This is a genomic window from Christiangramia sp. 3-2217-3z (assembly GCF_051195275.1).
Lineage (GTDB): Bacteria > Bacteroidota > Bacteroidia > Flavobacteriales > Flavobacteriaceae > Christiangramia > Christiangramia marina.
Map to the genome: position 1 here is coordinate 55,880 of NZ_JBNJLI010000007.1, position 24,681 is coordinate 80,560.

The 24,681-nt window shown below is 37.7% G+C and carries 26 protein-coding genes and 2 pseudogenes; 12 read left to right on the forward strand and 16 right to left on the reverse strand.

All coding sequences use genetic code 11. The annotated features are described in order from the left end of the window. Positions 1-16 precede the first annotated feature (16 nt). The 4 genes and pseudogenes from ACSHZO_RS12695 to ACSHZO_RS12710 form a co-directional block, all read left to right on the forward strand. Entirely contained in the window at positions 17-454 is a 438-nt protein-coding gene (locus ACSHZO_RS12695) for a PepSY-like domain-containing protein (RefSeq protein WP_298247781.1), read from the forward strand. A gap of 364 nt (positions 455-818) precedes the next feature. Further along, entirely contained in the window at positions 819-1,082 is a 264-nt protein-coding gene (locus ACSHZO_RS12700) for a chloride channel protein (RefSeq protein ID WP_366878417.1), read from the forward strand. Between the two features lie 11 nt (positions 1,083-1,093). Continuing rightward, positions 1,094-1,387: a chloride channel protein gene (locus ACSHZO_RS12705; RefSeq protein WP_366878415.1), complete on the forward strand. Its 294-nt coding sequence runs from the start codon at positions 1,094-1,096 to the stop codon at positions 1,385-1,387. 10 nt (positions 1,388-1,397) lie between these two features. Further along, positions 1,398-1,886: pseudogene (locus ACSHZO_RS12710) on the forward strand (chloride channel protein); the annotation flags it as partial. A gap of 267 nt (positions 1,887-2,153) precedes the next feature. Here the strand turns inward: ACSHZO_RS12710 and ACSHZO_RS12715 are convergent. From ACSHZO_RS12715 to ACSHZO_RS12735, 5 genes and pseudogenes are all read right to left on the reverse strand, one after another. Continuing rightward, entirely contained in the window at positions 2,154-3,083 is a 930-nt protein-coding gene (locus tag ACSHZO_RS12715; protein ID WP_298247837.1) for a tyrosine-type recombinase/integrase, read from the reverse strand. Positions 3,084-3,095: 12 nt separating this feature from the next. Next, positions 3,096-3,284, reverse strand: a pseudogene (locus tag ACSHZO_RS12720) (Arm DNA-binding domain-containing protein); the annotation flags it as partial. Positions 3,285-3,563: 279 nt separating this feature from the next. Beyond that, the gene (locus ACSHZO_RS12725; RefSeq protein ID WP_298247780.1) at positions 3,564-5,777 is read right to left on the reverse strand and encodes a xanthine dehydrogenase family protein molybdopterin-binding subunit; all 2,214 of its coding nucleotides are present in this window, start codon (positions 5,775-5,777) and stop codon (positions 3,564-3,566) included. Between the two features lies 1 nt (position 5,778). Continuing rightward, positions 5,779-6,765 carry an FAD binding domain-containing protein gene (locus tag ACSHZO_RS12730; RefSeq protein WP_298247779.1) on the reverse strand — a complete coding sequence of 329 codons (987 nt, stop codon included), beginning with the start codon at positions 6,763-6,765 and terminating at the stop codon, positions 5,779-5,781. Between the two features lie 3 nt (positions 6,766-6,768). Beyond that, positions 6,769-7,281 carry a (2Fe-2S)-binding protein gene (locus ACSHZO_RS12735; protein ID WP_298247778.1) on the reverse strand — a complete coding sequence of 171 codons (513 nt, stop codon included), beginning with the start codon at positions 7,279-7,281 and terminating at the stop codon, positions 6,769-6,771. A 288-nt stretch (positions 7,282-7,569) separates the two neighbouring features. On the opposite strand from ACSHZO_RS12735, the gene ACSHZO_RS12740 reads away from it, so the two are divergent. Beyond that, entirely contained in the window at positions 7,570-8,562 is a 993-nt protein-coding gene (locus ACSHZO_RS12740; RefSeq protein ID WP_298247777.1) for a TerC family protein, read from the forward strand. Between the two features lie 4 nt (positions 8,563-8,566). Continuing rightward, the gene (locus tag ACSHZO_RS12745) at positions 8,567-9,520 is read left to right on the forward strand and encodes an aldo/keto reductase (RefSeq protein WP_298247776.1); all 954 of its coding nucleotides are present in this window, start codon (positions 8,567-8,569) and stop codon (positions 9,518-9,520) included. A gap of 1 nt (position 9,521) precedes the next feature. On the opposite strand, the gene hisS is transcribed toward ACSHZO_RS12745, so the two are convergent. Further along, complete coding sequence (gene hisS / locus ACSHZO_RS12750) at positions 9,522-10,892, reverse strand: histidine--tRNA ligase (protein ID WP_298247775.1); 1,371 nt, start codon at positions 10,890-10,892, stop codon at positions 9,522-9,524. 135 nt (positions 10,893-11,027) lie between these two features. Between hisS and ACSHZO_RS12755 the strand changes: the two genes are divergently transcribed. Beyond that, a complete protein-coding gene (locus ACSHZO_RS12755) occupies positions 11,028-12,263 on the forward strand; it encodes an ABC transporter permease (protein ID WP_298247774.1) in 1,236 nt (411 codons plus the stop codon). Positions 12,264-12,265: 2 nt separating this feature from the next. Here ACSHZO_RS12755 and ACSHZO_RS12760 read toward each other — a convergent pair whose 3' ends face one another. The 4 genes from ACSHZO_RS12760 to rpsF form a co-directional block, all read right to left on the reverse strand. Continuing rightward, positions 12,266-12,745, reverse strand: a complete 480-nt coding sequence (locus tag ACSHZO_RS12760) for a DUF6495 family protein (RefSeq protein ID WP_298247773.1) — start codon at positions 12,743-12,745, stop codon at positions 12,266-12,268. Between the two features lie 63 nt (positions 12,746-12,808). Then, the gene (gene rplI, locus ACSHZO_RS12765) at positions 12,809-13,258 is read right to left on the reverse strand and encodes a 50S ribosomal protein L9 (protein ID WP_295181502.1); all 450 of its coding nucleotides are present in this window, start codon (positions 13,256-13,258) and stop codon (positions 12,809-12,811) included. A 12-nt stretch (positions 13,259-13,270) separates the two neighbouring features. Next, positions 13,271-13,570, reverse strand: a complete 300-nt coding sequence (gene rpsR, locus ACSHZO_RS12770; protein WP_026916063.1) for a 30S ribosomal protein S18 — start codon at positions 13,568-13,570, stop codon at positions 13,271-13,273. A 2-nt stretch (positions 13,571-13,572) separates the two neighbouring features. Next, on the reverse strand, positions 13,573-13,911 hold the full coding sequence (gene rpsF / locus ACSHZO_RS12775) for a 30S ribosomal protein S6 (RefSeq protein ID WP_141877878.1): 339 nt from the start codon (positions 13,909-13,911) through the stop codon (positions 13,573-13,575). A gap of 163 nt (positions 13,912-14,074) precedes the next feature. Between rpsF and ACSHZO_RS12780 the strand changes: the two genes are divergently transcribed. Then, positions 14,075-14,785 (forward strand): LytR/AlgR family response regulator transcription factor, encoded by a 711-nt coding sequence (locus tag ACSHZO_RS12780; RefSeq protein ID WP_185739476.1) that lies wholly within the window; start codon positions 14,075-14,077, stop codon positions 14,783-14,785. 54 nt (positions 14,786-14,839) lie between these two features. Here the strand turns inward: ACSHZO_RS12780 and priA are convergent, their stop codons facing one another. The 5 genes from priA to nadC all read right to left on the reverse strand — a co-directional run bounded on the left by priA (position 14,840) and on the right by nadC (position 20,221). After that, positions 14,840-17,293 (reverse strand): replication restart helicase PriA, encoded by a 2,454-nt coding sequence (gene priA, locus ACSHZO_RS12785; RefSeq protein WP_298247772.1) that lies wholly within the window; start codon positions 17,291-17,293, stop codon positions 14,840-14,842. Positions 17,294-17,420: 127 nt separating this feature from the next. After that, positions 17,421-17,849, reverse strand: coding sequence for a DUF2147 domain-containing protein (locus tag ACSHZO_RS12790; RefSeq protein WP_298247771.1), 429 nt, complete (start codon positions 17,847-17,849; stop codon positions 17,421-17,423). A gap of 1 nt (position 17,850) precedes the next feature. After that, positions 17,851-18,411, reverse strand: a complete 561-nt coding sequence (locus tag ACSHZO_RS12795; RefSeq protein ID WP_298247770.1) for a chalcone isomerase family protein — start codon at positions 18,409-18,411, stop codon at positions 17,851-17,853. Between the two features lie 26 nt (positions 18,412-18,437). Beyond that, positions 18,438-19,361 (reverse strand): YihY/virulence factor BrkB family protein, encoded by a 924-nt coding sequence (locus tag ACSHZO_RS12800; RefSeq protein ID WP_298247769.1) that lies wholly within the window; start codon positions 19,359-19,361, stop codon positions 18,438-18,440. Between the two features lie 2 nt (positions 19,362-19,363). Beyond that, the gene (gene nadC / locus ACSHZO_RS12805) at positions 19,364-20,221 is read right to left on the reverse strand and encodes a carboxylating nicotinate-nucleotide diphosphorylase (RefSeq protein WP_298247768.1); all 858 of its coding nucleotides are present in this window, start codon (positions 20,219-20,221) and stop codon (positions 19,364-19,366) included. 51 nt (positions 20,222-20,272) lie between these two features. Between nadC and rlmH the strand changes: the two genes are divergently transcribed. The 4 genes from rlmH to ACSHZO_RS12825 all read left to right on the forward strand — a co-directional run bounded on the left by rlmH (position 20,273) and on the right by ACSHZO_RS12825 (position 24,125). Next, positions 20,273-20,746, forward strand: a complete 474-nt coding sequence (rlmH, locus tag ACSHZO_RS12810) for a 23S rRNA (pseudouridine(1915)-N(3))-methyltransferase RlmH (protein ID WP_298247767.1) — start codon at positions 20,273-20,275, stop codon at positions 20,744-20,746. A gap of 8 nt (positions 20,747-20,754) precedes the next feature. After that, positions 20,755-21,327, forward strand: coding sequence for a non-canonical purine NTP diphosphatase (locus ACSHZO_RS12815; RefSeq protein WP_298247836.1), 573 nt, complete (start codon positions 20,755-20,757; stop codon positions 21,325-21,327). A gap of 173 nt (positions 21,328-21,500) precedes the next feature. Further along, complete coding sequence (locus ACSHZO_RS12820; protein WP_298247766.1) at positions 21,501-23,291, forward strand: DEAD/DEAH box helicase; 1,791 nt, start codon at positions 21,501-21,503, stop codon at positions 23,289-23,291. A gap of 75 nt (positions 23,292-23,366) precedes the next feature. Then, positions 23,367-24,125, forward strand: a complete 759-nt coding sequence (locus tag ACSHZO_RS12825) for a carboxypeptidase-like regulatory domain-containing protein (RefSeq protein WP_298247765.1) — start codon at positions 23,367-23,369, stop codon at positions 24,123-24,125. On the opposite strand, the gene ACSHZO_RS12830 is transcribed toward ACSHZO_RS12825, so the two are convergent. Continuing rightward, positions 24,122-24,652, reverse strand: coding sequence for an SRPBCC family protein (locus tag ACSHZO_RS12830; protein ID WP_298247764.1), 531 nt, complete (start codon positions 24,650-24,652; stop codon positions 24,122-24,124). The two genes, ACSHZO_RS12825 and ACSHZO_RS12830, sit on opposite strands and share 4 nt — an antisense overlap. Between the last annotated feature and the right edge of the window lie 29 nt (positions 24,653-24,681).

The window sequence follows — 24,681 nt, forward strand, 5'->3', positions numbered from 1 at the left end:
CTAAAAAAAGAAAGATATGAAAAGTTTAAAAGTAGCTGCCCTTGCTTTATTTGCAACCGCAGCAGTAAGTGCCCAGGATTTAAAACAAAGCGAAGTCCCTGCTAAGTTGGTGGCAAATTTTAATAAGGAATATAGCACCGCAACTGATGTGGAATGGGAAAAAGAAGACGAATTGTACAAAGTGGAATTTGACATGAACCGCAACGAATATGAGCTTTGGTATGATGCATCCGGGAACATGACCAAAATGGAAAAAGAATTGAAGGTTACAGAATTGCCTCAAGCTATTAAATCTAAAATCAGTAGCTCTTACGCTTCATATAAAATTGATGATATTGAAATCAAGGAAGAAAATGGAAAAACTACCTATGAAGTTGAACTAGAAGATGGTAGAAAAGAAATAACTGTGATTTTCGACGAATCCGGTTCTGTAATCAAGGAGTTTGAAGATTAGAAAAGATCAAGAACAATTTAGTTTTAAAGGCTCAAATTTCTTTGAGCCTTTTTTTATTGGTTAAAAGAGGATTTTTACTTGCCGTTTAAAAATTATAAACTACCCCTAATATTAAATGATTTGTAAATTTGCATAATACCAAATCTTACCCCTTTTGAAAACAAAGAACAAGCGGAAACTAATTACCTATCTAAATATTTTAGATCAGCCCTTAAAGGTTAATCCTTTTCTATTCAGCAGAACATTTTTTCTCTGGGCACTTCTAGGTATTCTTGGCGGGCTTCTTTCCGGTACTTATTGGATTATACTGGAATTTTTGACCCATGGCTTGGCTTTTTTTGATGGTTAGCTGGTGATCCCTACTATGGCAGTTGCCGGACTTCTGGCCGGTTTAATTATTCATCTTATTGGAGATCCGGGGGAAATCCATTTAATCGTCAATAATATCAGGTTTAATAAAGGTAAACTAGATCCAAAAAACAATCTATCTATGGTGCTTTCTTCTTTACTTTGTGTGGCTTCTGGCGGTAGCCTTGGACCCGAAGATCCTTTAGTACAGGTAACGGGTTCTACCGGAACCTGGCTTGGGAGAGTATTGAGAATGAAAGATGAAGAGCTTCGTCTATGAGTATTGCCTAGATGGCTTCAGGCTTTACTGCTTTATTTGGAGCTCCCTTGGGAGGAAGTTTGTTTTCATTGGGAATTTTGCATCACAAACATGCCGTGGAATATTACAAAGCAATCATTCCGGCCTTTGTAGCCAGTTGCTTCAGCTATATTATTTTCGCATTAATCATACATTTAAGACTTGGTCCAATTTGGGACCTACCCTCTTATGGAATGCAGGATAAATTTGATTTTATTATGCGATCCTTTTTGCCGTGGCTGGAACCATCATTGCCAGGACTTTTATTTTCTGTACTAAAATTTTAAAAATTGCTTTTCAAAAATTAATTTTCCTATATATATCAAAACCTTAATAGGTGGGGTGATTTTAGGAGTAATTGCTTTCTATTATCCGCTCACCCGTTACTTCGGACACCATCAAATAAATGAACTCCTCTTGAATAATCTATCCATACAGTTCCTTCTTGCGATATTAGTTTTTAAAATAATTCCCATTGCTGTTACCGTAACTTCCGGATGGCGTGGAGGTTTTATTATTCCATTATTTTTTACTGGGGCTACATTAGGATTGATTATTCACCATTTATTTCCTGAAACTAATTTGTCCCTGGCAGTAATTACCTGCATGGCAGCAATAAATGCTTGCGTTACGAGAACTCCAATGAGTACCACAATCCTACTAGCTACTCTTACAGGCTTCACCTACTTTATTCCTATATTGTTTGCAAGTTTAACAGAATATTTTCTAGCTCCCAGAATACCATTCATAGGTTCAAAAATGGAAAAACCATTATACTCGGAATAATCAGCAATTTATGAACATTAAAAAAATACTCAATAGTATTTGATCGTAGTTTTTTTGAGAGTATTATTAAAAATTAATTACACTATCCAAAGCATCTGCATCGCGATGAATAAAATTGGCTTGATAGTTTAAAGTTGTTTTTAAGTCACTATGCCTATATAATTTCTGTAGCATTAAAGGGTGGATTCTATCCCCTGCAATATTTCCGAAACTATGACGGGCAATATGATTAGATAATACTTTATTAATATCACAAAGTTTAGCTATTTAGTTTAGATAATTATTGAGAAGTTTAGTGGTACTCTTTGTCCGTGTATAAATTTGTTCGGCTTGAGTTTGATCTACTTCCCGTAAAAAAGGGAATAAATATCCGTTATTGAATTTCTTACCTTGGCGATAGTAATCAATTATAATCCTAGCTTTATCAGGAATTTTTAAACTTAGAGGTTTACCATTTTTTTCCATGACATAGTATAAACGGTTATCCTTGAAATCAGACCATTTTAATTTAATTACATCTGAGATTCGCATCCCGGCAAAATAAAAAGAAAACAACCATATGTTGTGAGTATGCCATATAGTTGAGTACTTCTCTAATTCGAGTGATTCTATCTTCTCAATTTCTTCTACATTCAATCCAATTTTATTACCTGAGGATATTCTAATTTTCTCTTTCTCACCAGCAAAAGGATAATATTTCTGGGCAATTACTCCTTCTTTAATTGCAATATTATAAAGAGTTCTAATGAAAATAAGCTGATTGGTTATTGTCCTTGGTTTTTGATTCAAGTAAGAAGAACAAAATGTCTTATATTTTCTAATGAAAGACTCGTCAATATCCCGGAATCTTAGGTTATCATTTTTTTTAAAATATGCAACGCCATCCATCCAGTGATATTTAGATCTTCTAGCCTCGCTCACTCGCTTTAACCGTCTTTGTTTAATTTCTTGGATGATTTTTGCCTTGCTTCTCGAATTCTTTAGTTGTATAAATTCTTCAATATTATATAATATTGATAACTGCGCTTTAGCAACTGAAAAAATGCCCGTGTCATATTTGCTTTGTATATTTTCAGTAGCAACCGCAAAGAATGATTTGGAACCATCTGGTCCTTTCAATTTTTGTTTTATTTGCTTCGGAGTTATTTTTGTATCGGAATTGAAGTATATATCGTCTACTTCAATCATTTTTTTCATCAAAAAGTTATTTAATCTTTTAAAATTTGGATGCGTTTTTTTTACTTTTCCAGCAAGATCGTCCCAATCCTTCTCAAAAATGTTGTGTCCGAGCCAGACGTAATTAGTCTTATAATTCTCACTAATTCTTAAGGCGAGAGGAATTCTACCATCCTTTTTTTTATGTTTTTCCTCAAAACTATCTTCAAATTTGCCATACATTTAAGATTTAAACCATTGTAATATACCAAATTACATCTATAAAACTAGTACAGAATAAGTACAGAATCGATTGATTTTAAGCCATATTATATGGTATTAAAAAAAATTAAAAATTATCTAATCAATTGATTTTCAATTATTTCGGTTAATATTGGTTCGTACTTGAATATTTTCATAACCCGGAGGTCCCGAGTTCAAATCTCGGTCTCGCTACAAAAAAAAGGGATTTCGTATTTTCGAAATCCCTTTTTACTTTTTATCAATTTTCTATTTCCTGATCTACACTAACTTATCCAGTGTGATTGGCAATTCTCGCACACGTTTTCCGGTAGCATTGTAGATCGCATTGCAAATTGCAGAAGCAACTCCTACAATACCAATTTCACCCAGACCTTTAGCTCCCAGCGGATTCACGATTTCATCATGTTCTGGCACGAATATCACTTCAAGATCCTGAATATCTGCTTGTACTGCAACATGATATTCAGCAAGGTTCGCATTCATAATTCGGCCATTACGACTATCCATCATTCCTTCTTCTTCTAGCGCCATACTAATTCCCCAGGTGATACCACCCAGAATCTGACTTTCAGCGGTCTTAGGATTTAGTATTTTACCTCCTGCTATCGCACTCACAACTCTGGGAACCGTGATCATTTTAGTATCCTTATCTACATGTACTTCTACCATCACACAGGAATGTGAGTAGCATGAATACTTACTGCGATCATCTGCGGGTTGAGAATTAACGCTGGTTTCCACAGAATTCTGACCGGAAGCTGCTAAAATTTCAGAATAACTAAATCGGGTAGATTTTACGCTTAGATGTCTATTACTGAACTCCGCTTCTTCGAACATTGCTCCCTTTAGTTCTTCAGGAAAACTCTGTTGAGCGTATCCAAATATTTTCTTCTGAAGCGCATGACACACAAGTTTTACTGCAGCACCTACTGAAGATGCAGTCCAGGATCCACCTTCAATTGGAGCCTTCGGCAAACTAGAATCTCCAAGCTGGAATTCTACATCTTCCAATGGAATTCCAACAATTTCCGCCGCTATCTGGGACATGATCGTATATGTTCCAGTACCAATATCTGCCGTCCCACTACTAACTGTAAGTTTCCCTTCAGAAGTTAATATAGCTTTCGCTGAAGATTCCTGCTGCAAAGCTTCCCACACTCCAGTGGCCATTCCATAACCAACAAGATTATTACCATCCTGCATGCTTCCAGGCTTTGCAATTCTTTTCTCCCATCCAAAACTTTCTGATGCTTTGAGGAAAGCAGCTCTTAATTCCTTACTGGAATAAGGCTTACCTTCATTTTGATCAATATCAGCATAATTTATTAAACGGAACTCCAGTGGATCTACCCCAGCTTCAATGGCCAGTTCATCAATAGCACACTCCAGGGCATACATTCCTGTAGCTCCTCCGGGTGCTCGCATATCCATAGGCGTATATACATCCAGCGGCACGAGTTGGTAATCCAGTTTGACATTATCACACTGGTACATCATTCCAGACCAGTCTACAACGGTCTCGTTGAACATTTCAAACCTTGAAGTTTCTCCAAATGCCTCGTGATTTATTGATTTCAGTTTGCCTGTTTCATCTGATGATAGTTTTAAACGCTGTAAACAAGCAGGCCTGTGCCCAAAAGTGAACATCTGAGTTCTGGTCATTACAACCTTCACCGGCAAATTGAGAACTTTCGAGGCCATCGCAGCACAGAATAGTTGATATTGTGGTCTTAAACCAGACCCAAATCCGCCACCTACAAAAGGAGACAATACCCTGACCTTTTCTTTTTCCAGATTGAAGATCCCTGAAATATATTGCTGACTACTTCCAACTCCCTGTATTTTATCATAAATGGTAAAGCCCTGCTCATCTGCATTCCAGATCGCTACGGTTGCAAAAGTCTCCATAGGGTTCTGATAATGGCGAGGCAAATAGTATTCTACATCTACCTGATGTTTAGAAGATTCATAAGCTTTTGCGGCATCACCTCTGGGCTCTGGTGGGTCAGGAACGTCCTCTCTGGTCGCATTCTGGAGATTTGCTTTAAGATCAACCTCACAACCTTCCTCTTTTTCATAATCTATTTTAACCAGTCCTGCGGCATATGCGGCTGTTTCGAAAGAATCTGCAACGATTAGCGCGACCGGTTGCCCGTTATACAAAATGTCCTCATTATAGAATGGTCTGAAAGGATTACCGGGAGGAGCCAGAGGATCTGTATAATCTGAATCCATCTTAACTTCTTCCGGGATATTTTTATGGGTAAATACCTGTCGAACTCCCGGCACTTTTAAAGCCTCTTCATCATTAATCTCAATAATTTTACCTCTGGAAATTGTACTATTCATTATATATCCATGTACTAAATGCTCAGGATTAAATTCAGCGCTATAGGTAGCATTCCCTGTTACTTTTTTTATACCATCTACCCTTCTGGTAGGTTTCCCTATATATTTTGTATCTGCTATCATGCTATTTGTTCATTGCTTCTGTTAATGCTCTTACAATGGATTTTCTAACCAGTGGTATTTTAAAATCGTTATCACCGTATCCTTTAGCTCCATCGGTAAGTTTATCCGCTAATTGCTCGAAATTCTCCGTATTTGCCTCTTTTCCAATAAACTCTTTTTCTACGGAAGGTTTTCTCCAGGGTTTGTGTGCAACTCCACCCAAAGCAACTCTAATGTCCTTGATAGTGTTGTTTTCCAGTTCAATTGCGGCAGCTACTGAAACTAATGCGAAAGCATAAGACGGCCTGTCCCTGACTTTTAAATAATGATAGTTCTTAGCAAAACCTTTCTCTGGAAGCTCAATTCCCGTAATGATCTCTCCCGGTTCTAAATTGGTTTCTATGTGCGGGGTGTCACCAGGCAGTTTATGGAAGTCAGTCGCGGCAATTGTCCTATCACCTTCAGCTCCACTAATATGAACTGTCGCATCTAATGCCGCAAGCGCTACCGCCATATCTGAAGGATGCGTGGCTATACAATGCTCGCTTTCTCCAAGAATTGCATGCAAACGGTTAAATCCTTCTAATGCGGAACATCCACTTCCAGGCTCTCTTTTATTGCAGGGCGTTGAAGTATCATAAAAATAGAAGCATCTGGTTCGCTGTAATAAATTCCCGCCATTGGTTGCCATATTTCTTAATTGCGCTGAAGCGGCAGAGAGCATAGCCTCAGAAAGTAGTGGATATTGCTCTTCTACTAGTTCATGATAAGCTGTATCGGCATTGGTCTTGGTCGCTCCCAGTAGTAAACCTCCAGAATCTGAGTTTTCGATTTCCGAAAGATTCAGATGATTGATATCAATTAAATGCTCAGGATTCTCAACCCGATACTTCATAAGATCCAGCAAATTAGTTCCTCCACCAATAAATCTGCTACTTTCTTTTTTAGAACCTATGTGTTCGATCGCGTTTTCCACGCTTTGTGCTCTTTTGTAGGAAATATTATTCATAGTCTAATTGCTATTTTTAGATAAAGCTTCGGTATTTCTGTCTTTTAATTCTTCCACCACTTTATAAATGTTGGCATAAGCTCCACAGCGACAAATATTTCCACTCATGAGATCTCTTAATTCCGCAGCATCACTTCCTTTATTCATATTCAGTAATCCAATGGTAGAGCATATCTGCCCGGGTGTGCAATAGCCGCACTGGAATGCATCGTGTTTGATAAATGCTTCCTGCACTGGATGCAATTCATCTCCATTAGCTAATCCTTCTACCGTGACAATCTCTTTACCTGTTTGCATTGCGGCGAGGGTCAGGCACGAATTAATATGTTTCCCGTCGACAAGAACGGTACATGCTCCACATTGACCATGATCGCAGCCTTTCTTAGTTCCTGTAAGCTGTAAATGTTCCCGCAAGGCATCGACAAGAGTTGTCCATGCAGAAACTTTCATACTAACATCTCGTCCATTAATATTTAATACCAATTCTTCGGTATCAGGATGTTGTTTAATTTCCATTATGTATGGTTTTGGTTGGTAATTGATTCTAATGATTACTAGAATACCTTTTAAAGCTAAAGAATAATTTGGTCACAATTATTTATATCACTCATCTTAGTATTTTTTTATGATTTTTGTTTAATTCCTACAATCATCGTAAGTAATTAGATTTATGTATTTTACAGCTACACTCCCAGCTATTTTAAACTAACTCAGCTTAAAAAAAACTACTCAATTTCTAATTGTTATAGTTGTTGTAAAAACAAATCTCATATCCAATTTTGAGCTTTATTTGCTCAAAAAATTGTGATAATAAACGCATATAATTTTACCGTATACATTGAGCCTGTGGCAGCAGCTTCCGAAGATTTCGTGGTACAACCGTGGGTATGGATAGCCTTTTCTGCCTTCATAATTCTTCTCCTCATCGTAGACTTAAAACTGGTGATGAGAAAACCTCATAAGATAAATACTAAGGAAGCTGCGTGGTATAGTGCCGGCTGGATAAGCCTGGGGCTTCTATTTACTGCTGTGATTTATTGTTGGCAGGGTTCTCTTGCTGCAGGAGAATATCTCGCCGGTTATTTGATCGAGAAATCTCTGTCAATGGATAATGTGTTCCTTTGGGCAATACTCTTTAGCTACTTCAAAGTGCCAAAGGAATTTCAACATAAAGTATTGTTTTGGGGAATTTTTGGCGCTCTCGTTCTAAGAGTCATTTTTATTTTCGGCGGAATTGCCCTGATTGAAAATGTACATTGGATCATATATATATTTGGTGGATTTTTGCTGTATACTGCTTATAAGATCTTTAAAAGTGACATTACTGAAGCAAATCCTAATAACAATAGAATTTTCAAATGGGTACGAAAAGTGATTCCTCAAACTGAAGGTTACAGGGAAGACAACTTTTTTGTAAGAGAAAATGGTAAGAAGATTGCCACTCCTCTATTAACCGTTTTGATCATCATAGAACTAACCGATGTCATCTTTGCAGTAGATTCTATCCCGGCAATATTAGCAGTAAGCAGAAATGAATTTATAATTATTAGCTCAAATGCATTTGCCATTCTAGGTCTTCGTGCCTTGTATTTTTTACTGGCAGATATGAAAGACAGGTTTATTTACTTAAACGAAGGACTGGGAATTATACTGGCTTTCGTTGGAATTAAATTCCTGATAAGCGATCTATACGAGATACCAATCTGGATCACTCTTTGTTTTATAGCTTTAATTTTAATAGGTTCGATATTATTATCTCTACGACAAACTTCGACGATCGAATTAGATAAAACTTAGATTTATGAAAAGACAACAATTAGCAAATACAGAATTATATACTCCTCCTATCATTTTCGGCGGAAATGTATTCGGGTGGACGATCAATGAAAAAGAATCTTTCAGAATGATGGATCAACTGCTAGATATGGGATTTAACTTTATTGATTCTGCAGATGTATATTCCAGATGGGCTGAAGGTAACTATGGTGGTGAATCTGAAAGTATTATTGGAAAGTATATGAAGTCCAGAGGCAACCGGCATAAATTGACCATTACCACCAAAGTAGGTTCCAGTATGCAACAAGGTGGCGATAAGGATATTTCCAAAACACATATTCTTAATGCAGTCGAAGATAGCTTAAGAAGATTGCAAACAGATCATATCGACCTTTATTTCACCCATTGGGATGATAATAAAACACCCGTAGAAGAAACCCTGGGGGCCTATCAGAAATTAATTGAGCAGGGAAAGGTGAGATATATTGGAGCTTCAAATTTGAGTCCTGATAGATTACAGGAATCATTAGATGCTTCCAAAAAAAAGGATTTACCTAAGTATCAGGTTTTCCAGCCGGAATATAGTTTGATGCAGCGAAACAAGTTCGAAGGGAAGATTCAGAAGATCTGCCAGGAAAATGATCTAGGAGTTACCTCCTATTTCAGCTTAGCCAGCGGATTCCTCTCTGGAAAATATCAAAGTATCGAAGATATAAAAGGCAGTGATCGTGAACAGTTCCTTGGAGATTATTTCGACGATCGTGGTAAAAAAGTACTCAACGCACTTAAAGATATATCAGACCATCACAATATTTCCCAGGCAGGGATTGCTTTAAGATGGATCATGCAGTGCCCGGGTATAACTGCTCCAATTGCAAGTGCAACCAAACCTAAGCATCTTAAAAGTTTTGAAGAAGCTGTAAACATGGAACTGACCAAAGAAGAAATGGATAATTTAAATGCGGCAAGCAACCATTAGGTTATGAAAGTTTCGAAATAAGATCTTGCAGTCTAAGTGTATCCTGCTCACCAGATTTCATATGCTTTAGAGTGAAGGTTTGCTGTTCAATTTCCTCTTCACCAGCAAGTATGACAAATGGAATATCTCGCTTATCGGCATATTTCATTTGTTTACCCATTTTGGAACTGTCTGGATAAAGTTCAGCAGTAATTCCGGCATTTCTCAAAGACCGTATAGACTTCATCGCATATAAAGATTCCTTATCTCCAAAATTTATAAAAAGTACTTTGGTATTCTCACGCACAGTTTCAGGAAACAGATCCAATTCTTCAAGTACAAGATATATTCTGTCCAGACCAAACGAAATTCCCATTCCGCTCATATTCTTTAAACCAAAAATCCCGGTAAGATCGTCATACCTTCCTCCTCCACCAATGCTTCCCATCTTAACTTTTTCAGGAGCAGCAACCTCAAAAATAGCTCCGGTGTAGTAATTGAGTCCGCGTGCCAGGGTCACATCAAGGTCGAGAGTAGCGGTTTTCAAAGGCATTTCAGCAATAGCATTCTGTATGAATTGCAATTCTTCAATACCTTTCATACCGGTTTCAGAACTTTCCAGAATAGTTTGTAATCCTGAGACTTTTTTAGCAAAAGAACCATTGAGATCAAAAATTGGAGATATTTTTTCGATAGCTTTTTCAGAAATACCTTTTTCCAGCATTTCTTTTCGTACTCCATCTTCACCAATCTTATCAAGTTTATCCAGCGCTACAGTAAAATCTATAAGTCGATCCTGTTCTCCAATAACTTCTGCAAAACCAGATAAGATCTTTCTGTTATTGATCTTGATCGTTACATCTTCCAGACTTAACTGAGTAAATACCGCATCATACAATTGTATGAATTCCACTTCCTGCCATAGACTATCACTTCCCACCACATCTGCATCACATTGGAAAAACTCTCTGAACCTCCCTTTTTGAGGACGATCTGCTCTCCAAACGGGTTGTATCTGGTATCGTTTAAAAGGGAACTCGATCTCATTTTGATGTTGTACTACGTACCTGGCAAAAGGAACCGTAAGATCATATCTTAATGCTTTCTCGCTTATAGAAGAAGTTAATGCCGTACTATCCTTTAATTCAAGAGCTTTCGCATCAGCTTTTTTAAGATAATCACCTGAATTAAGAATTTTAAAAATCAGGCGATCTCCTTCTTCACCATATTTCCCCATAAGGGTCGAAGAGTTCTCAAAACTAGGAGTTTCGATAGGTTGAAAACCAAAACTTTTAAATTGAGTTTTGATAATATCGAAAATGTAGTTTCTTTTTGCTACTTCTTCCGGAGAAAAATCTCTGGTACCTTTTGGAATTGACGGTTTTTGTGCCATAAAGTTCTAAGCTGAAATGTGATTTTTAAAGGACTGCAAATATCTTAATTTTTGAGTGAACCCAAACAAATTTGATATTTTAAGTAACAATCCTATCATTTTATAGTCTAATCGTTAAGATCGAAAAGTTAGCCCATGTTTTCACTCCTGCGGGAAAATATTAGAATTGCCCTAAGTTCCATAAGAAATCAGTCACTAAGAACTGTCTTAACTGTTCTCATCATCGCTATTGGTATCACAGCATTAGTTGGGATTTTAAGTGCTGTAGCAGCACTGGAAAACACTATTAGTCAGGATTTTGCTTCAATGGGCGCAAATACTTTTAACCTGCAACGTTACGAATTCAGAGAGCGAATAAGCAATGAGGACCGGAAGGTAAATCCCACAATTAGCTATAGGGAAGTGACCGAGTTTAAGGAGAATTTTCAGTTTCCATTTACTGAAACCGCGATATCATTTACGGGAACAGGATCTGCAGAAATCAAATATCAGAATGAAAAAACAGATCCGGATATCTCAGTTCTTGGGGTAAACGAATATTATTTAGAGAACTCCGGACTTGAAGTTGAAGAAGGAAGAGAGTTCAACATTTTCGATATTAACAATAACAACAATGTTGCGGTGATTGGTGCCGACTATAAAGACGGCATTTTTAATGGAATGGATCCCGTCAATAAAACGATTAGTATTCGCGGGGCGAAATTCAGAGTGATTGGAATTCTGGAAAGTAAAGGAAGTACCTTCGGAAACAACCAGGATCTAAGAGTTTTTATCCCGATTCAACATGCTCGCTCGATCTTTTCTCAACCAAATATTAATTACAGCCTGAGCGTAAAGGTGGACGATAAGGAAATGCTGGAATCGGCCATGGATGAAGCTATTATCACCTTCAGAAATATTCGTGGATTAAACCCGAAAGAAGATAATAACTTTGGAATTGAGAGAAGTGATGATCTTATTAATCGTATTCTTCAAATTACTGGTGCTTTAAATATTGCCGCCTGGATCATTTCCATCATTACCATATTTGGATCATCCATCGCCTTGATGAATATCATGCTGGTAAGTGTCACTGAGAGAACACGTGAAATTGGAGTCAGAAAAGCATTAGGTGCTAAAAAAAATACTATTGCCATGCAGTTCTTCCTGGAAACTTTAGTGATTGGTCAGCTTGGTGGTCTACTCGGTATATTGCTAGGAATTCTTATTGGCTGGGCCGTATCGTCTTCCCTGGATTTCGATTTCACCACACCTTGGAAAGCCATGTTATGGGCTACCGGGATTACCATATTCGTAGCTATACTTGCAGGCAGTTACCCTGCTGCTAAAGCCGGAAAACAGGATCCTATAGAATCACTTAGATACGAATAGTTCTAAGCGTCTTTATCTACGATGTCCTTAAAGTAAGCGTATAATTCACCTTTTGTGATATTTGCCCCCTGTTTGATCAAAGCGAAAATATCTTTATTTCTGTCCTCACTAAGAGCTTTTGAAGATGTATAGATATTCACCATCTCATTCATAAGATTGGTTTGTAACCATTGATAACCTTCCCGGGTTGTAATGTCTACAGATTCATTATCTACCTTAATCGCGATCAGATTGATAGTTACTTCAGAAATATAAAAAAGAAAGACCTGGTTTGGAGAAAAATGCTCCAGGTATTCAACCTTATTCAGGACTCCTTCCCATACAAGATTGCTAAACAGATCCATTTCATCTTCAGCAACCTTAGGCTGTTCTTTTTTGATCTTATCCCATTCCTCACCGGTGATGGACTGAGTTGCCAGGAAATTAATGAACTCCTGATGCATCTCTTCAAATTGTTCTTTTGTTAATCGAGCGTATTTCATTTTTCTCAAAATAAGAAAAGCCCACTCATAAATGAGCGGGCTTTTTGCTATAAAATTATAATATTAAGCTTCCCCTACAACGTCAAAACTTAGGTTTGAAACTACTTCACGATGAAAACGCAAAGTTGCATCATACTGTCCTAAACGCTTGATGTTTCCACCGGCGATGCTAATAAATTTTTTCTCAATTTCTACACCTTCCTTAGCAAGAGCATCAGCCAGATCACCGTTAGTGATAGAACCAAACAACTTATCACCAGCTCCTGCCTTAGCAGTCATCTTGATCTCAATATTGTTAAGTTTCTCAGCCTGTTTCTTAGCTTCGTCAATGTGCTTTTGTTCCTTATAGGCACGCTGCTTTAAAGTTTCAGATAAAACTTTTCTTGCAGAAGGAGTTGCCAGTTCAGCGTATCCATGAGGTATAAGATAATTTCTACCGTAACCGTTTTTAACAGCCACAACATCATCTTTAAAACCTAGATTGTCTACGTCTTTTTTAAGTATTACATCCATAACTGCCTCTTTTTATTTTAATAAATCACCTACGTAAGGCATTAGTGCTAAGTGACGAGCACGCTTTACAGCAGTAGCCACTTTTCTCTGAAACTTCAAAGAAGTACCTGTTAAACGACGAGGTAACAATTTACCCTGCTCGTTTACAAACCCCATAAGAAAATCTGGATCTTTGTAATCAACGTACTTAATACCAGATCTTTTGAATCTACAGTATTTTTTCGCTTTGGTAGTTTCTATATTAAGAGGAGTTAGATACCTGATCTCTCCGTCTTTTTTTCCTTTTGCTTGTTGTTCAATAGATGTTGCCATGATTACGCTTTTTCCTTGTTACGTTTTCTTCTCTTCTCAGCCCAAGCAATTGCATGTTTATCCAACTTTACAGTTAAATAACGCATCATACGCTCTTCTCTTCTGAATTCCAACTCTAAAGGTTCGATAACCTCACCTGGAGCTTCGTATTCAAATAAGTGATAAAAACCACTCTTCTTGTGTTGGATTGCATAAGCCAGTTTTCTTAGGCCCCAATCTTCTTTAGCTACCATCTTAGCCCCTTTAGAAACAAGAAAATCTTCGTATTTCTTAACTGTCTCCTTTATCTGTTCATCAGATAAAACGGGATTCAAGATGAAAACAGTTTCATAGTTGTTCATAAAATTCTACTTTAAATTTAATCGGCTGCAAAAATAGAATTTATTATTCATATTTCAAAGCTTATTACCAAGGTAAAAATACTATTTTTAACCAGCTAAATTATATGCACCTTGCATTTGTTATATATAATGAGTAATATTGTTAAAGTCTAACCTAATTATCGTGGAAGAAGTTTTACTTAAATGTGCTGTTGTTGATGATTCGAGCCTGCAAAGGTTATCGATCGTTAAATTGATAAAAGACCATCCTAATCTTAACCTGGTTGCCGAATATAACAATGCTATAGAAACTAAGAATGGCCTGCTGGATACCGAGACAGATCTTATCTTCTTGGATATTGAAATGCCAATTCTTTCAGGTTTTGAATTACTTGATAATCTTCCAAACAAACCGCAGATAATATTTGTTACCGGCAAGACCAAGTATGCTTTCAAGGCTTTTGACTATGATGCTGTAGACTATATTCACAAACCCGTAACTAAAGACCGCTTTAATAATGCAGTGAATAAAGCGGTTAATCTCTACAAACTTAAACATCAGGCCCCAATACAGGAAGATGATGATTTTATCTTCGTTAAAAGCAATCTCAAGAATCGAAAGGTATTTCTAAATAAGCTAAAGTACATTCAGGCTCTTGGAGATTATGTGAAGTTTGTGACTGAGAAAGATAACTTTGTGGTTCTGGCAACGATGAAGTCTTTTGAAAAAGAACTTCCCAGCGAAAGATTCCTGCGTACTCACAAATCCTATATCGTGAATCTGGATAAGATCGAAAGGTATAACAGTAAAAATATAGAGATCGATAAAGAATTATTACCATTGAGCCGACATAAGAAAGCGAATCTGGTAGAAGCACTCAGTGCAATACAATAAGAAGAACGATCTACACTCCAATAATATATAGCCATCCTAGCCGATGGCTTTTTTTTATTGGGGATCTACGTTTGTTATAACTCTTACCGACCGGAATGCGCCAATAGCCTGATAAGATTTTAAAATTCTAGAGATCATTGCTTTCGTTTTTCCCAGATTTTGTTTCTGCGGGATCTTGATTAGAATATTTTTATAGTATTCATTACGAATTCGGGCTACAGGCGGGAATTCAGGTCCCAGAACGTATCTATCGAACACATTCTCCAATGCTCTTGCCAGCCACTCTGCTGCCTCATTGGTTTTGGAGAAATCCCTGCTTTTTAGGGTCAACCGTACGAGACGATAAAATGGCGGATATTGATACTGGTAGCGATCCTCCAGTTGCTCCTCATACATTTCTTTATATGCGCTTGTGGATACCTGCTGAATGATCTGGTGGTGTGGGTTGTAACTCTGGATCAAAACCTTTCCTCGTTTCTTAGTTCTGCCCGATCTTCCTGCTACCTGTAACATTAATTGAAAACTTCGCTCATGCGCCCTGAAATCTGGAAAATTAAGAAGGTTGTCTGCATTCATAATCCCAACCAGGCTCACCTTTCGAAAATCTAGTCCTTTACTAAGCATTTGAGTCCCAATAAGAATATCGGTTTCATGATTTTCAAAGGCTTCGATTATCTTTTCATAAGCATATTTTCCTCGGGTAGTATCCTGGTCCATTCTACCAATACTGTGTTTTGGAAAAAGCGCTTTTAGTTCAGTTTCCACCTGCTCAGTTCCAAATCCTTTTGTGGTAATCTCATTACTACCACAAGCCATACATTGGTGCTGCATTGCAATATGATAACCGCAATAATGACATCGCAACTGGTTATTATGCGAGTGATAAGTTAAACTAACATCGCAATTTGGACATTGTGGTGAATGCCCGCAGGTATTACACTCCAGAATTGGCGAAAAACCTCTGCGATTCTGAAAAAGTATCACCTGTTCGTTTTCCTTCAGACTGGACTTAATCTCTTCAATCATTCTTTCAGAAAAATGGCCGGTCATCTTCTTTTTCTTATGCGCAGTTTTTATATCGACTACCTCTACTTCCGGCATCAATACATTACCAAACCTGCTATGAAGTTCCACGAGAGCATACTTATTATGTACGGCATTAAAATAGGATTCTACAGAAGGCGTGGCCGATCCAAGTACGATATTAGCCTCAAAAATATTGGCTAGAACCACCGCAGCATCACGAGCGTGATATCTTGGCGCAGGATCAAATTGTTTGAAAGTAGCTTCATGCTCCTCATCTACTACAATAAGTCCAAGATCCTGAAATGGTAGGAAAATACATGACCTTGCTCCAATTACGATTTTGCCTTTGTCCTTATTTTTTTTTACATGTTTGTATATCTCTACCCGTTCATTTACCGAATACTTACTGTGATACACCAGGACTTTATCACCAAAGTAATTCTGTAACCGTTTGATAAGTTGTGTGGTTAGTGCGATCTCAGGTAATAGATACAATGACTGTTTATCTTTTTCAAGAGCTGCTTCTATAAGTTTAATGTAAATCTCTGTTTTCCCGGAAGAAGTAACACCATGCAACAGACACACATTATCCTCAGCAAAATTTTCTGTGATCTCTGTAAATGCTCTCTGTTGCTCGCTGCTGAAATTTATTTCGTGGTTACTAATTTCTGAATTGAATTGAATCCTGTCTGTAGACCGGTATTCTTCAATTAATATTTCCTTCTGAATTAATCCCTTTATCACTGCAGCAGAAACTCCGGATTCATTGGACAGTTCCTTTAATTTTAAAGCTTTTCGAGATTTTGCGGTTAAACTGAAGTAGCTTAACAAAGCCTCGCGTTGTTTCGGTGCCTTGGATATTTCATCCAGCAAGCCATGCATTTCAGCTTCAGCTTCGTACATAGGATTGAGACTTACATAACGAACTTCCTTAGGTTTGAACTGCTCATAAATTTCCTGGTTGAGTTCTACCAGATTCTTTGCTACCAGTTTGTTTATAATAGGTAATACTTTTTTCCTGTCAAGTAATTGCTCGATCTCCTGGATTTTCATCGAAGATTGCCTTTGCAAGGCTTCAGTAACCAAATACTCATCATCGGTAAGCATTTCGTCCCCAATTTTGACTTCCGAAGAAAGTTTTACGATGCTTTCGCTTTCGAGTAAAAATGCTCCAGGCAAGGCTGCTTTCATAACATCTCCTTCCGTACATAAATAATAGGAAGCGATCCAGTTCCAGAATTTCAACTGGTTATGAGTAAGCAGCGGAGTTTCATCTAGGATCTGGTGAATTGGTTTGGCCTCGTATACTTCTGGAGGTGTACCGTGAATTTTAGCCACGATGCCTGTATAAATCCTGTTCTTACCAAAAGGAACAGCCAATCGCATTCCTTCCTGAATGAATTCTGCCTCTTCATTGGTGACAGCATACGTAAACCTGTTGTCCAGTGGCATGGGTAAAATAAGATCTACAAATTGTGACATATAAACTGAAATTGATAAAAACGAAAAGCTGCCTGAACAGCGACTTTTTCCAAGAAATCAAAAGTATTAAGAAACTTTAATTCTATGAAAATAAGTCTGACTTTCCAGGCAGCTTTATGCTTGTAGTTTATTTTTCGGCTCTTTGCCAGGTTCTGGTTTGGTAGAATAAAGCGATATATCCACGAATATTCAACACATCCGGTTCCTCTTCATCGATCCAGATCTTACAGCGGTATTCCTTACCAGTTTTTGGGTCTACAATGGTTCCGTCACTGAATTCTTCGCCGTCCTTCACCAGGCCCTGCATAATTTCCATTCCTTCAACCGGTTTATTCTTAAGATCACCCTCGCATTCTGTGCAGAGTCTATCCCTGTCTTCCTCGCGCATAATTCGATCTACTTTTCCGTAGATCTTACCATCTTTCTCATAAACCTCGATAATACTATTTACCACACCTTCTTCGTTTCTATTCTCCCATTTCCCCAGAACATCCTGTGCGCGAAGATTATGAGTGAATAGTGGAAGAATTAAGAGAACTAATAAAAACTTCCCCATATTATTTACCTAACATGGCATCTTTAAGATCATCATCTGCCGGGTTTTTCGACAACCAGATTCCAAACAAAGCTTTCTTAAATTCCTTTCCAGCAATAGTACCTAGTTCTTTATCGTTCTTGTATGCTGTCACACCAGTTCCTGGAAGATAAACAATGTCAAAAACATCATTCTTAGTGATTTCTTCCATAAAGAAACCTTTGAATTTTTTGATCTCTGCAGCAAGTGGTTTAGTGTTTCCATTCATAGAACTTTCAAAACCATCATTTACAGCATCCACCATCTTATCGCTACTAATTAGTTTGCTTACGATATGTAATTTAATGCTCATTGGCTTGTCTGAAGACATAATAGCATCAGCACTGGAAGATTTTTCAGAAAGATAGAGTCCGCCCGCATATAGGTCGATCCATAATTTCTCTCTGACTCCTGCTCCATTAAGCTGAAGGGTTTTCCCTTGATACGATTCAGAATTTGGAAGTTTTACACCACCAACTTCTGTTTGAGCTGAAGTTAAGCCGAAGCTCATCATTGCAATAAATAAAACTGCTAGTTTTTTCATGTTTGTAAGTTTAGTTTGGTTTAAAGTTATTTAAAATTCCATTTCAATTTGATCAATGAAGCATTTAGTTCAAAACCAAGTAATAAAAGGTTGGAATTAAGCCATATATAAAACATAAGGATCAATAAAGCTCCAATAGAACCATATAATTCATTATAATTTGAAAAATTCGTAATGTATAAACTGAATAAAAAGGTAGCAATAATAATAAGAATGGTAGTAAAGGTTGCGCCTACAGAAAAGAATCTTGCCTTCCTTGCTTCCTTGGTCCCAAAGTAATAGAGTATCGCCACAGATGTATAAATTAGAATAACAAATCCAATGTATTTTAATAGATGTGCTCCAGTTCCTTCTTTACTAACCAATCCCAGATCTGTTAGATCGGCGATAGCATAAGTCGTATATACAGCACCTATAACTGATATAAGCAACAACAGTGCCAATATGAGCGCAACACCCAGTGCAACAGCATACTGCCGTGGGATCGATCTGTTCTTTTTAGTGTGGTAGCTGAATTCAAAACCTGTGAAAATTGCGTTTACACCGTTGGTCATTAAAAATACTGAAAGTATAAATGCTACAGATAATAGACCTCCCCTTGGTGTACTTGCTATATCCTCGAAAATAGTTCCGAAGAAATCTGAAGTTTCAGGAGGCAATAGAGAATCCATAAATACCAGAAATTCTATCTGGAAATCATCAATGAAAGTAATGTAAGGGATCAAATTCAGCACAAATAGCAGGAACGGAAAGATTGCCATAAAAAAGCTGAATGCAATGCTACTTGCCCGGGTAGAAAAAGTTCCTTTTACGATCCCTCCCCAATAAATGATCCATAAATTATAAAGCGTTAATCCTTCCAGGCCGGGTAAAACAACCCCTTTCGACCAACGTTTCCACCAGTCAGAAAGATCCTTTAATTTGGAGTTAAACGCTTTTTTTGGTGCCATTATTAAACGGCTTTTAAACTCAGATCTAAATTGTACACAGAATGCGTCAACGCACCACTACTTATATAATCCACTCCGCATTCTGCATAAGAACGCGCAGTTTCCAGGGTGATACCTCCACTACTCTCTGTTAAACATTTTCCATTTATTAGATCCACAGCTTTCCTAGTGTCCTCATAATTGAAATTATCTATGAGTATACGATAGATTCCATCTGACTTTAATATCTCCCTGATCTCATTCATGTTTCTTGCCTCGACGATGATCTTGAGATCGAGATGATTACTTGCAAGATACTCTTTTGTTTTATCTATTGCCCTGGTAATACCTCCGGCAAAATCTATATGATTATCCTTTAACATGACCATATCGTAGAGCGCAAATCTATGATTCTCGCCACCACCAATCTTAACTGCCCATTTTTCCAGAGCGCGGATTCCCGGTGTAGTTTTACGGGTATCCAAAATCTTAGTTCCGGTTCCTTCTAACTTTTCTACAAAAGTTGCGGTTTTAGTTGCAATTGCACTCATTCGCTGCATAGCATTTAAAACAAGTCGTTCTCCTTTAAGAATAGATTGCGAAGAACCTTCTACGTAAAAAGCAATGTCTCCCTTCGATATCCTTTGTCCGTCTCGAATTTTAAGATCGATAGATAATTCTGGATCTACGTGATGAAATACCTTTTCTGCGAATCTTACTCCTGCGATAAGGCCCTGATCTTTTACAAGCAGTTTTGCTTTGCCTTTTGCAGACTTCGGAATACAAGCGAGAGAACTATGGTCCCCGTCTCCAACATCTTCACGAATGGCATTTTCTATAATTAAATCTATTTCTTTTTCGAATTGTTCCGGTGAGATCATTTTCTCTGCTTATTTTTGTAAATGTAGTAAAGTCTGTACTAAAATCACGGGATGACCATAAAATTAGTGTGCGTCGGGAAAACCGATAAACGGGAGCTAGAATATCTTGTAAACATTTATTCTGAAAGACTTCAGCATTATATCAAATTTGAAATGGAAGTAATCCCGGACCTGAAAAAAACCAAGAATCTCGATGAGAATCAGCAGAAAACCAAAGAAGGTGATCTTATACTAGGCGGAACTCAGAATTCAGATTTCGTGGTTCTGCTGGACGAGAATGGTAAGCAATATGATTCCGTAGCATTTTCAGAATATATTCAGAAGAGAATGAACACGGGATTGAAGCGATTGATTTTTGTAATAGGCGGCCCCTACGGGTTTTCCGATACCGTCTATACAAGAGCGAACGGAAAAATATCTCTTTCCAAAATGACTTTTTCTCATCAAATGGTGCGCTTATTCGCTACTGAACAATTGTACCGCGCCTTTACTATACTAAAGAACGAACCTTACCATCATAGATAATGAATACTATCAAATTAGTTTTTGCAACACATAATAAGAACAAGTTTAAAGAAATACAGGCTTTAGTGCCAGATCATATTGAATTACTAAGCCTGCAGGAGATTGGATGTAATGAAGATATTGAAGAAACCGGCGACACAATCGATGCAAATGCCATCATAAAAGCAGAATATGTAAGAACTCGATATGGTTATGACTGCTTTGCTGATGATACCGGATTGGAAGTTGAATCCCTGGCTGGAGCTCCGGGAGTTTATTCTGCCAGATATGCGGGTGAGAAAAAGGATGATGCCGCGAATCGTAGAAAGCTGTTGAATCAGCTCGAGGAGCGTGATGACCGTACGGCAAGGTTTAAGACTGTGATCGCATTAAATTTAAAAGAGAACGAAAATCTGTTTACAGGGATTTGCGAGGGTTCGATCACCAGGGAAGAACGTGGAGAAAATGGTTTTGGATATGATCCAATTTTTCAACCTAAGGGATTTGATAAAACCTTTGCTGAAATGAATCTGGAAGAAAAATCGGAAATTAGCCATCGTGCAAAAGCTTTCAAAGAACTCATAGACTACCTATCTATTTAATATTCAGATATTTAAATAAATTACTATAAATTAGTTTGCTTCAGATTTAAACGTATCTTTGCGGCTTGAAATTCCTCAGGGTGAGGATGTGTTACTGGAAGTTTAGGTTTAAGTATGTCGATTCGCTTCTTATGTAACACTTACATACGATAATCGAATACTTACAAAAAAGAATGAACGCATTCCAAGCACTTGGACTGGACGCAGATTTGCTACAGGCCATAAACGACATGGGTTTCGAAACCCCAAGTGAAGTACAGGAAAAATCAATTCCTATTCTTCTATCCCAGGAAACCGACCTGGTTTCTCTGGCACAAACAGGAACAGGGAAAACCGCAGCTTTTGGTTTTCCACTTATCCAGAAAATAGATTCCAATTCTAAAAAAACTCAGGCTTTAATTTTATCGCCAACTCGTGAACTGTGTTTACAGATCACCAATGAGTTAAAGAACTACAGTAAATACAAAAGATCTCTAAATGTGGTTGCCGTATACGGTGGCGCTAGTATTACAGATCAGGCAAGAGCGATTGAAAGAGGAGCCCAGATCATAGTTGCAACTCCAGGGAGAATGCAGGATATGATTAGAAGAAATCTTGCAGATATCTCTTCTATTAACTATTGTGTTCTTGATGAAGCAGATGAGATGTTGAACATGGGATTCTATGAAGACATCAAAAGCATTCTTTCACACACTCCAAAACACAAAAAGACATGGTTGTTTTCAGCTACTATGCCCAAGGAAGTTGCAAAGATCGCTAAGAAATTCATGACAGATCCTGTTGAGATCACAGTAGGATCAAAGAACATGGGAACGTCTAACGTTACTCATGAATACTACCTCGTAAATCACAGAAACAGATATGATGCACTAAAAAGGCTGGCAGATGCTAATCCTGATATCTTCTCTGTAATTTTCTGTAGAACAAAAAGAGATACTCAAAAGGTTGCGGAAAAGCTGATAGAAGATGGTTATAACGCTGCTGCGTTGCATGGTGATCTTAGCCAGAACCAACGTGACCTGGTAATGAAGAGTTTTAGAAGCAGACAAATCCAAATGCTGGTAGCTACAGATGTTGCTGCTCGTGGAATTGATGTAGATGATATCACTCACGTAATCAACTACCAGTTGCCAGATGAAATAGAAACCTATACTCACCGTAGCGGTAGAACAGGTAGAGCTGGTAAGAGCGGTGTATCTATGGTGATCATTTCCAAAAGTGAGGTTCGTAAGATCCGTACTATTGAAAAGATCATTCAGCAGAAATTTGAAGAAAAGCAAATTCCTGATGGAAAAGAGATCTGTAAGATCCAGTTATTCCATCTAGCGAATGATATAAAGAAAACGGAGATCAATCATGATATTGATCCTTATCTTCCTAATATCAATGAGGCTCTGGAAGATTTCACTAAAGAAGAATTGATCAAAAAATTCTTTTCGGTTGAATTTACTCGTTTCTTTAACTATTACGAGAAAGCTCCAGATCTTACTGCAGAATCTGCAGGAGGTAGACCAGAAGTTTCAGAAGGAAATACAAGGTATTTCATAAATGTTGGTTCAAAAGATGGTTATGACTGGAAGAGTCTTAAAGACTTCCTTACAGGCGAACTAAACCTTGATAGGGACGATATCTTTAAAGTAGACTGTAAAGCAAGTTTTTCTTTCTTTAATACAGACGAGAAGCACGCTGATCTAATACTTAAAACATTTACAGAATACCAGCAAAATGGTAGATATGTGAATGTGGAAATCACTAAAGACCAGAAGTCTGATAGCGGCGGTGGTCGTAAAAGAGAACGTGGCGGTGGCGGCGGTCGTAAAGGCGGCGGAAAAAGCTTTAACGATAAAGGAAGCTTCGGAAAAAGACGTAGCGGTTCAGATCGAGGAGATAAAAAAGGTAACCGGAAAGGAAGCCGAAACAAAAATGTCGAGAGTTCAATAAAAAGAAGAAGATCGAAAGCGTAAAATAAAAGGTGCCAAACTTAGTTTAAGTTTGGCACTGTTTTTTATGAAGATTTTCTATTTTTAGGCTCGATTGCTATGAAGATATATTTACCCCTATTATTTTTTCTACTTACAGACATCTTATCTGCACAGGAAGTAGATATTGTTGCCGGTACGGTAATGAATGCGGCTAATGACAAGCCTATTGAAAATGTACATATCGTGAACCTTAACCAGGTTAAAGGTTCTACTACTGGTGAAGAAGGGGAATTCAAACTTCAGGCAACTGTGAATGACACTTTATATTTCTCTTACCTGGGATTTAGATCGATTAGAGTTCGAGTCACCAATGATTGGCTTAAGTATGGCAATGTAAAAGTTAAGATGACCGAGCTGGGTTTTGATCTTGAAGAAGTAACGGTCACTTCCAATAATCTCACAGGTTACCTTGAGATCGACGCTAAGAATATTCCAATTTATGATAATTACCGCTATAGTATTTCTGGTTTAAACTCTGGATATGAAGGTGGTGACAAATCTCCCAATGCTGTAACGAAGGCATTACGCTCCCTTTCCAATCCTGCAGATCTCGTCTATAATATATTTGGCGCAAGACCAAAACAGATGCGGAAACTCAGGGAGATGAAGAAGGATGAAGATATTAAAGATCTCCTTCGGAACAAATTTGATCGGGAAACCTTAATGGCGTTATTACAGGTAAACCGCGCTGAAATTGATGAAATCCTGAATAATTGCAACTATTCTGAAGATTTTATGCGAACGGCAAATGATCTGCAAATTTTAAATGCCATCAACGGCTGTTACGAAGAATACAAAGTTCTTCAGAAGAATTAGCGATTTTCGAGAATCTGTTTTAATTCCTTTAATCCCTGATCAAGGTTATTTCCCATAGCTTTTTCGGGGGAATAAAAAATGCTAATGATAGTAAGCGGAAACGCAAGGTTTCCTCTAGTACCCCAGACCATCTTGGTTTTCTCGCTATCCAATTCCTTAACACCTATATACGTAAGGGCATTAACCTTAACCGGTTTTATAAAAAGTATTTTAGTTTCAAAAACCCTGCCCTGCTTGGTCTTCACTATTTTCTGTATCCCCTCTCCCACTTTGTTATTTCCTTTCCAATAGAAAGAAGCGCCCTCTTTACCGTCTGGCCCCTTATATTTTAAAACCGCATTAGGATCACGCTGAAATAATGGATTCCATAAAGGTTGATTTTTTAGCTGACGAACAAAGCCATAAACTTCTTCTCTGGGCTTATTAATCACCACGGTCCTGCTAACATCAAAGTCCTTTTTGGCCCATGCGTGCAGAAATGCAAAAAAAGTAATTAAGGCAATAATTAAGTAGAAAAACAGGGTCATTGCTCGGCTTTAGGATTTAAAAGTTACGA

Excerpts from the sequence above, each read along its gene's own strand:
- priA (WP_298247772.1), bottom strand. The coding sequence starts at position 17,293 with ATGTCACAATTTGTAGATCTTATTTTACCCATGCCACTGGACAACAGG.
- ACSHZO_RS12695 (WP_298247781.1), top strand. The coding sequence starts at position 17 with ATGAAAAGTTTAAAAGTAGCTGCCCTTGCTTTATTTGCAACCGCAGCA.
- ACSHZO_RS12705 (WP_366878415.1), top strand. The coding sequence starts at position 1,094 with ATGGCTTCAGGCTTTACTGCTTTATTTGGAGCTCCCTTGGGAGGAAGT.
- ACSHZO_RS12700 (WP_366878417.1), top strand. The coding sequence starts at position 819 with ATGGCAGTTGCCGGACTTCTGGCCGGTTTAATTATTCATCTTATTGGA.
- ACSHZO_RS12825 (WP_298247765.1), top strand. The coding sequence starts at position 23,367 with ATGAAGATATATTTACCCCTATTATTTTTTCTACTTACAGACATCTTA.
- ACSHZO_RS12830 (WP_298247764.1), bottom strand. The coding sequence starts at position 24,652 with ATGACCCTGTTTTTCTACTTAATTATTGCCTTAATTACTTTTTTTGCA.
- ACSHZO_RS12795 (WP_298247770.1), bottom strand. The coding sequence starts at position 18,411 with ATGAAAAAACTAGCAGTTTTATTTATTGCAATGATGAGCTTCGGCTTA.
- ACSHZO_RS12715 (WP_298247837.1), bottom strand. The coding sequence starts at position 3,083 with ATGAAAAAAATGATTGAAGTAGACGATATATACTTCAATTCCGATACA.
- ACSHZO_RS12745 (WP_298247776.1), top strand. The coding sequence starts at position 8,567 with ATGAAAAGACAACAATTAGCAAATACAGAATTATATACTCCTCCTATC.
- hisS (WP_298247775.1), bottom strand. The coding sequence starts at position 10,892 with ATGGCACAAAAACCGTCAATTCCAAAAGGTACCAGAGATTTTTCTCCG.
- ACSHZO_RS12760 (WP_298247773.1), bottom strand. The coding sequence starts at position 12,745 with ATGAAATACGCTCGATTAACAAAAGAACAATTTGAAGAGATGCATCAG.
- ACSHZO_RS12755 (WP_298247774.1), top strand. The coding sequence starts at position 11,028 with ATGTTTTCACTCCTGCGGGAAAATATTAGAATTGCCCTAAGTTCCATA.
- ACSHZO_RS12820 (WP_298247766.1), top strand. The coding sequence starts at position 21,501 with ATGAACGCATTCCAAGCACTTGGACTGGACGCAGATTTGCTACAGGCC.
- rpsR (WP_026916063.1), bottom strand. The coding sequence starts at position 13,570 with ATGGCAACATCTATTGAACAACAAGCAAAAGGAAAAAAAGACGGAGAG.
- ACSHZO_RS12790 (WP_298247771.1), bottom strand. The coding sequence starts at position 17,849 with ATGGGGAAGTTTTTATTAGTTCTCTTAATTCTTCCACTATTCACTCAT.
- ACSHZO_RS12730 (WP_298247779.1), bottom strand. The coding sequence starts at position 6,765 with ATGAATAATATTTCCTACAAAAGAGCACAAAGCGTGGAAAACGCGATC.
- ACSHZO_RS12735 (WP_298247778.1), bottom strand. The coding sequence starts at position 7,281 with ATGGAAATTAAACAACATCCTGATACCGAAGAATTGGTATTAAATATT.
- rlmH (WP_298247767.1), top strand. The coding sequence starts at position 20,273 with ATGACCATAAAATTAGTGTGCGTCGGGAAAACCGATAAACGGGAGCTA.
- rpsF (WP_141877878.1), bottom strand. The coding sequence starts at position 13,911 with ATGAACAACTATGAAACTGTTTTCATCTTGAATCCCGTTTTATCTGAT.
- ACSHZO_RS12800 (WP_298247769.1), bottom strand. The coding sequence starts at position 19,361 with ATGGCACCAAAAAAAGCGTTTAACTCCAAATTAAAGGATCTTTCTGAC.
- ACSHZO_RS12725 (WP_298247780.1), bottom strand. The coding sequence starts at position 5,777 with ATGATAGCAGATACAAAATATATAGGGAAACCTACCAGAAGGGTAGAT.
- rplI (WP_295181502.1), bottom strand. The coding sequence starts at position 13,258 with ATGGATGTAATACTTAAAAAAGACGTAGACAATCTAGGTTTTAAAGAT.
- nadC (WP_298247768.1), bottom strand. The coding sequence starts at position 20,221 with ATGATCTCACCGGAACAATTCGAAAAAGAAATAGATTTAATTATAGAA.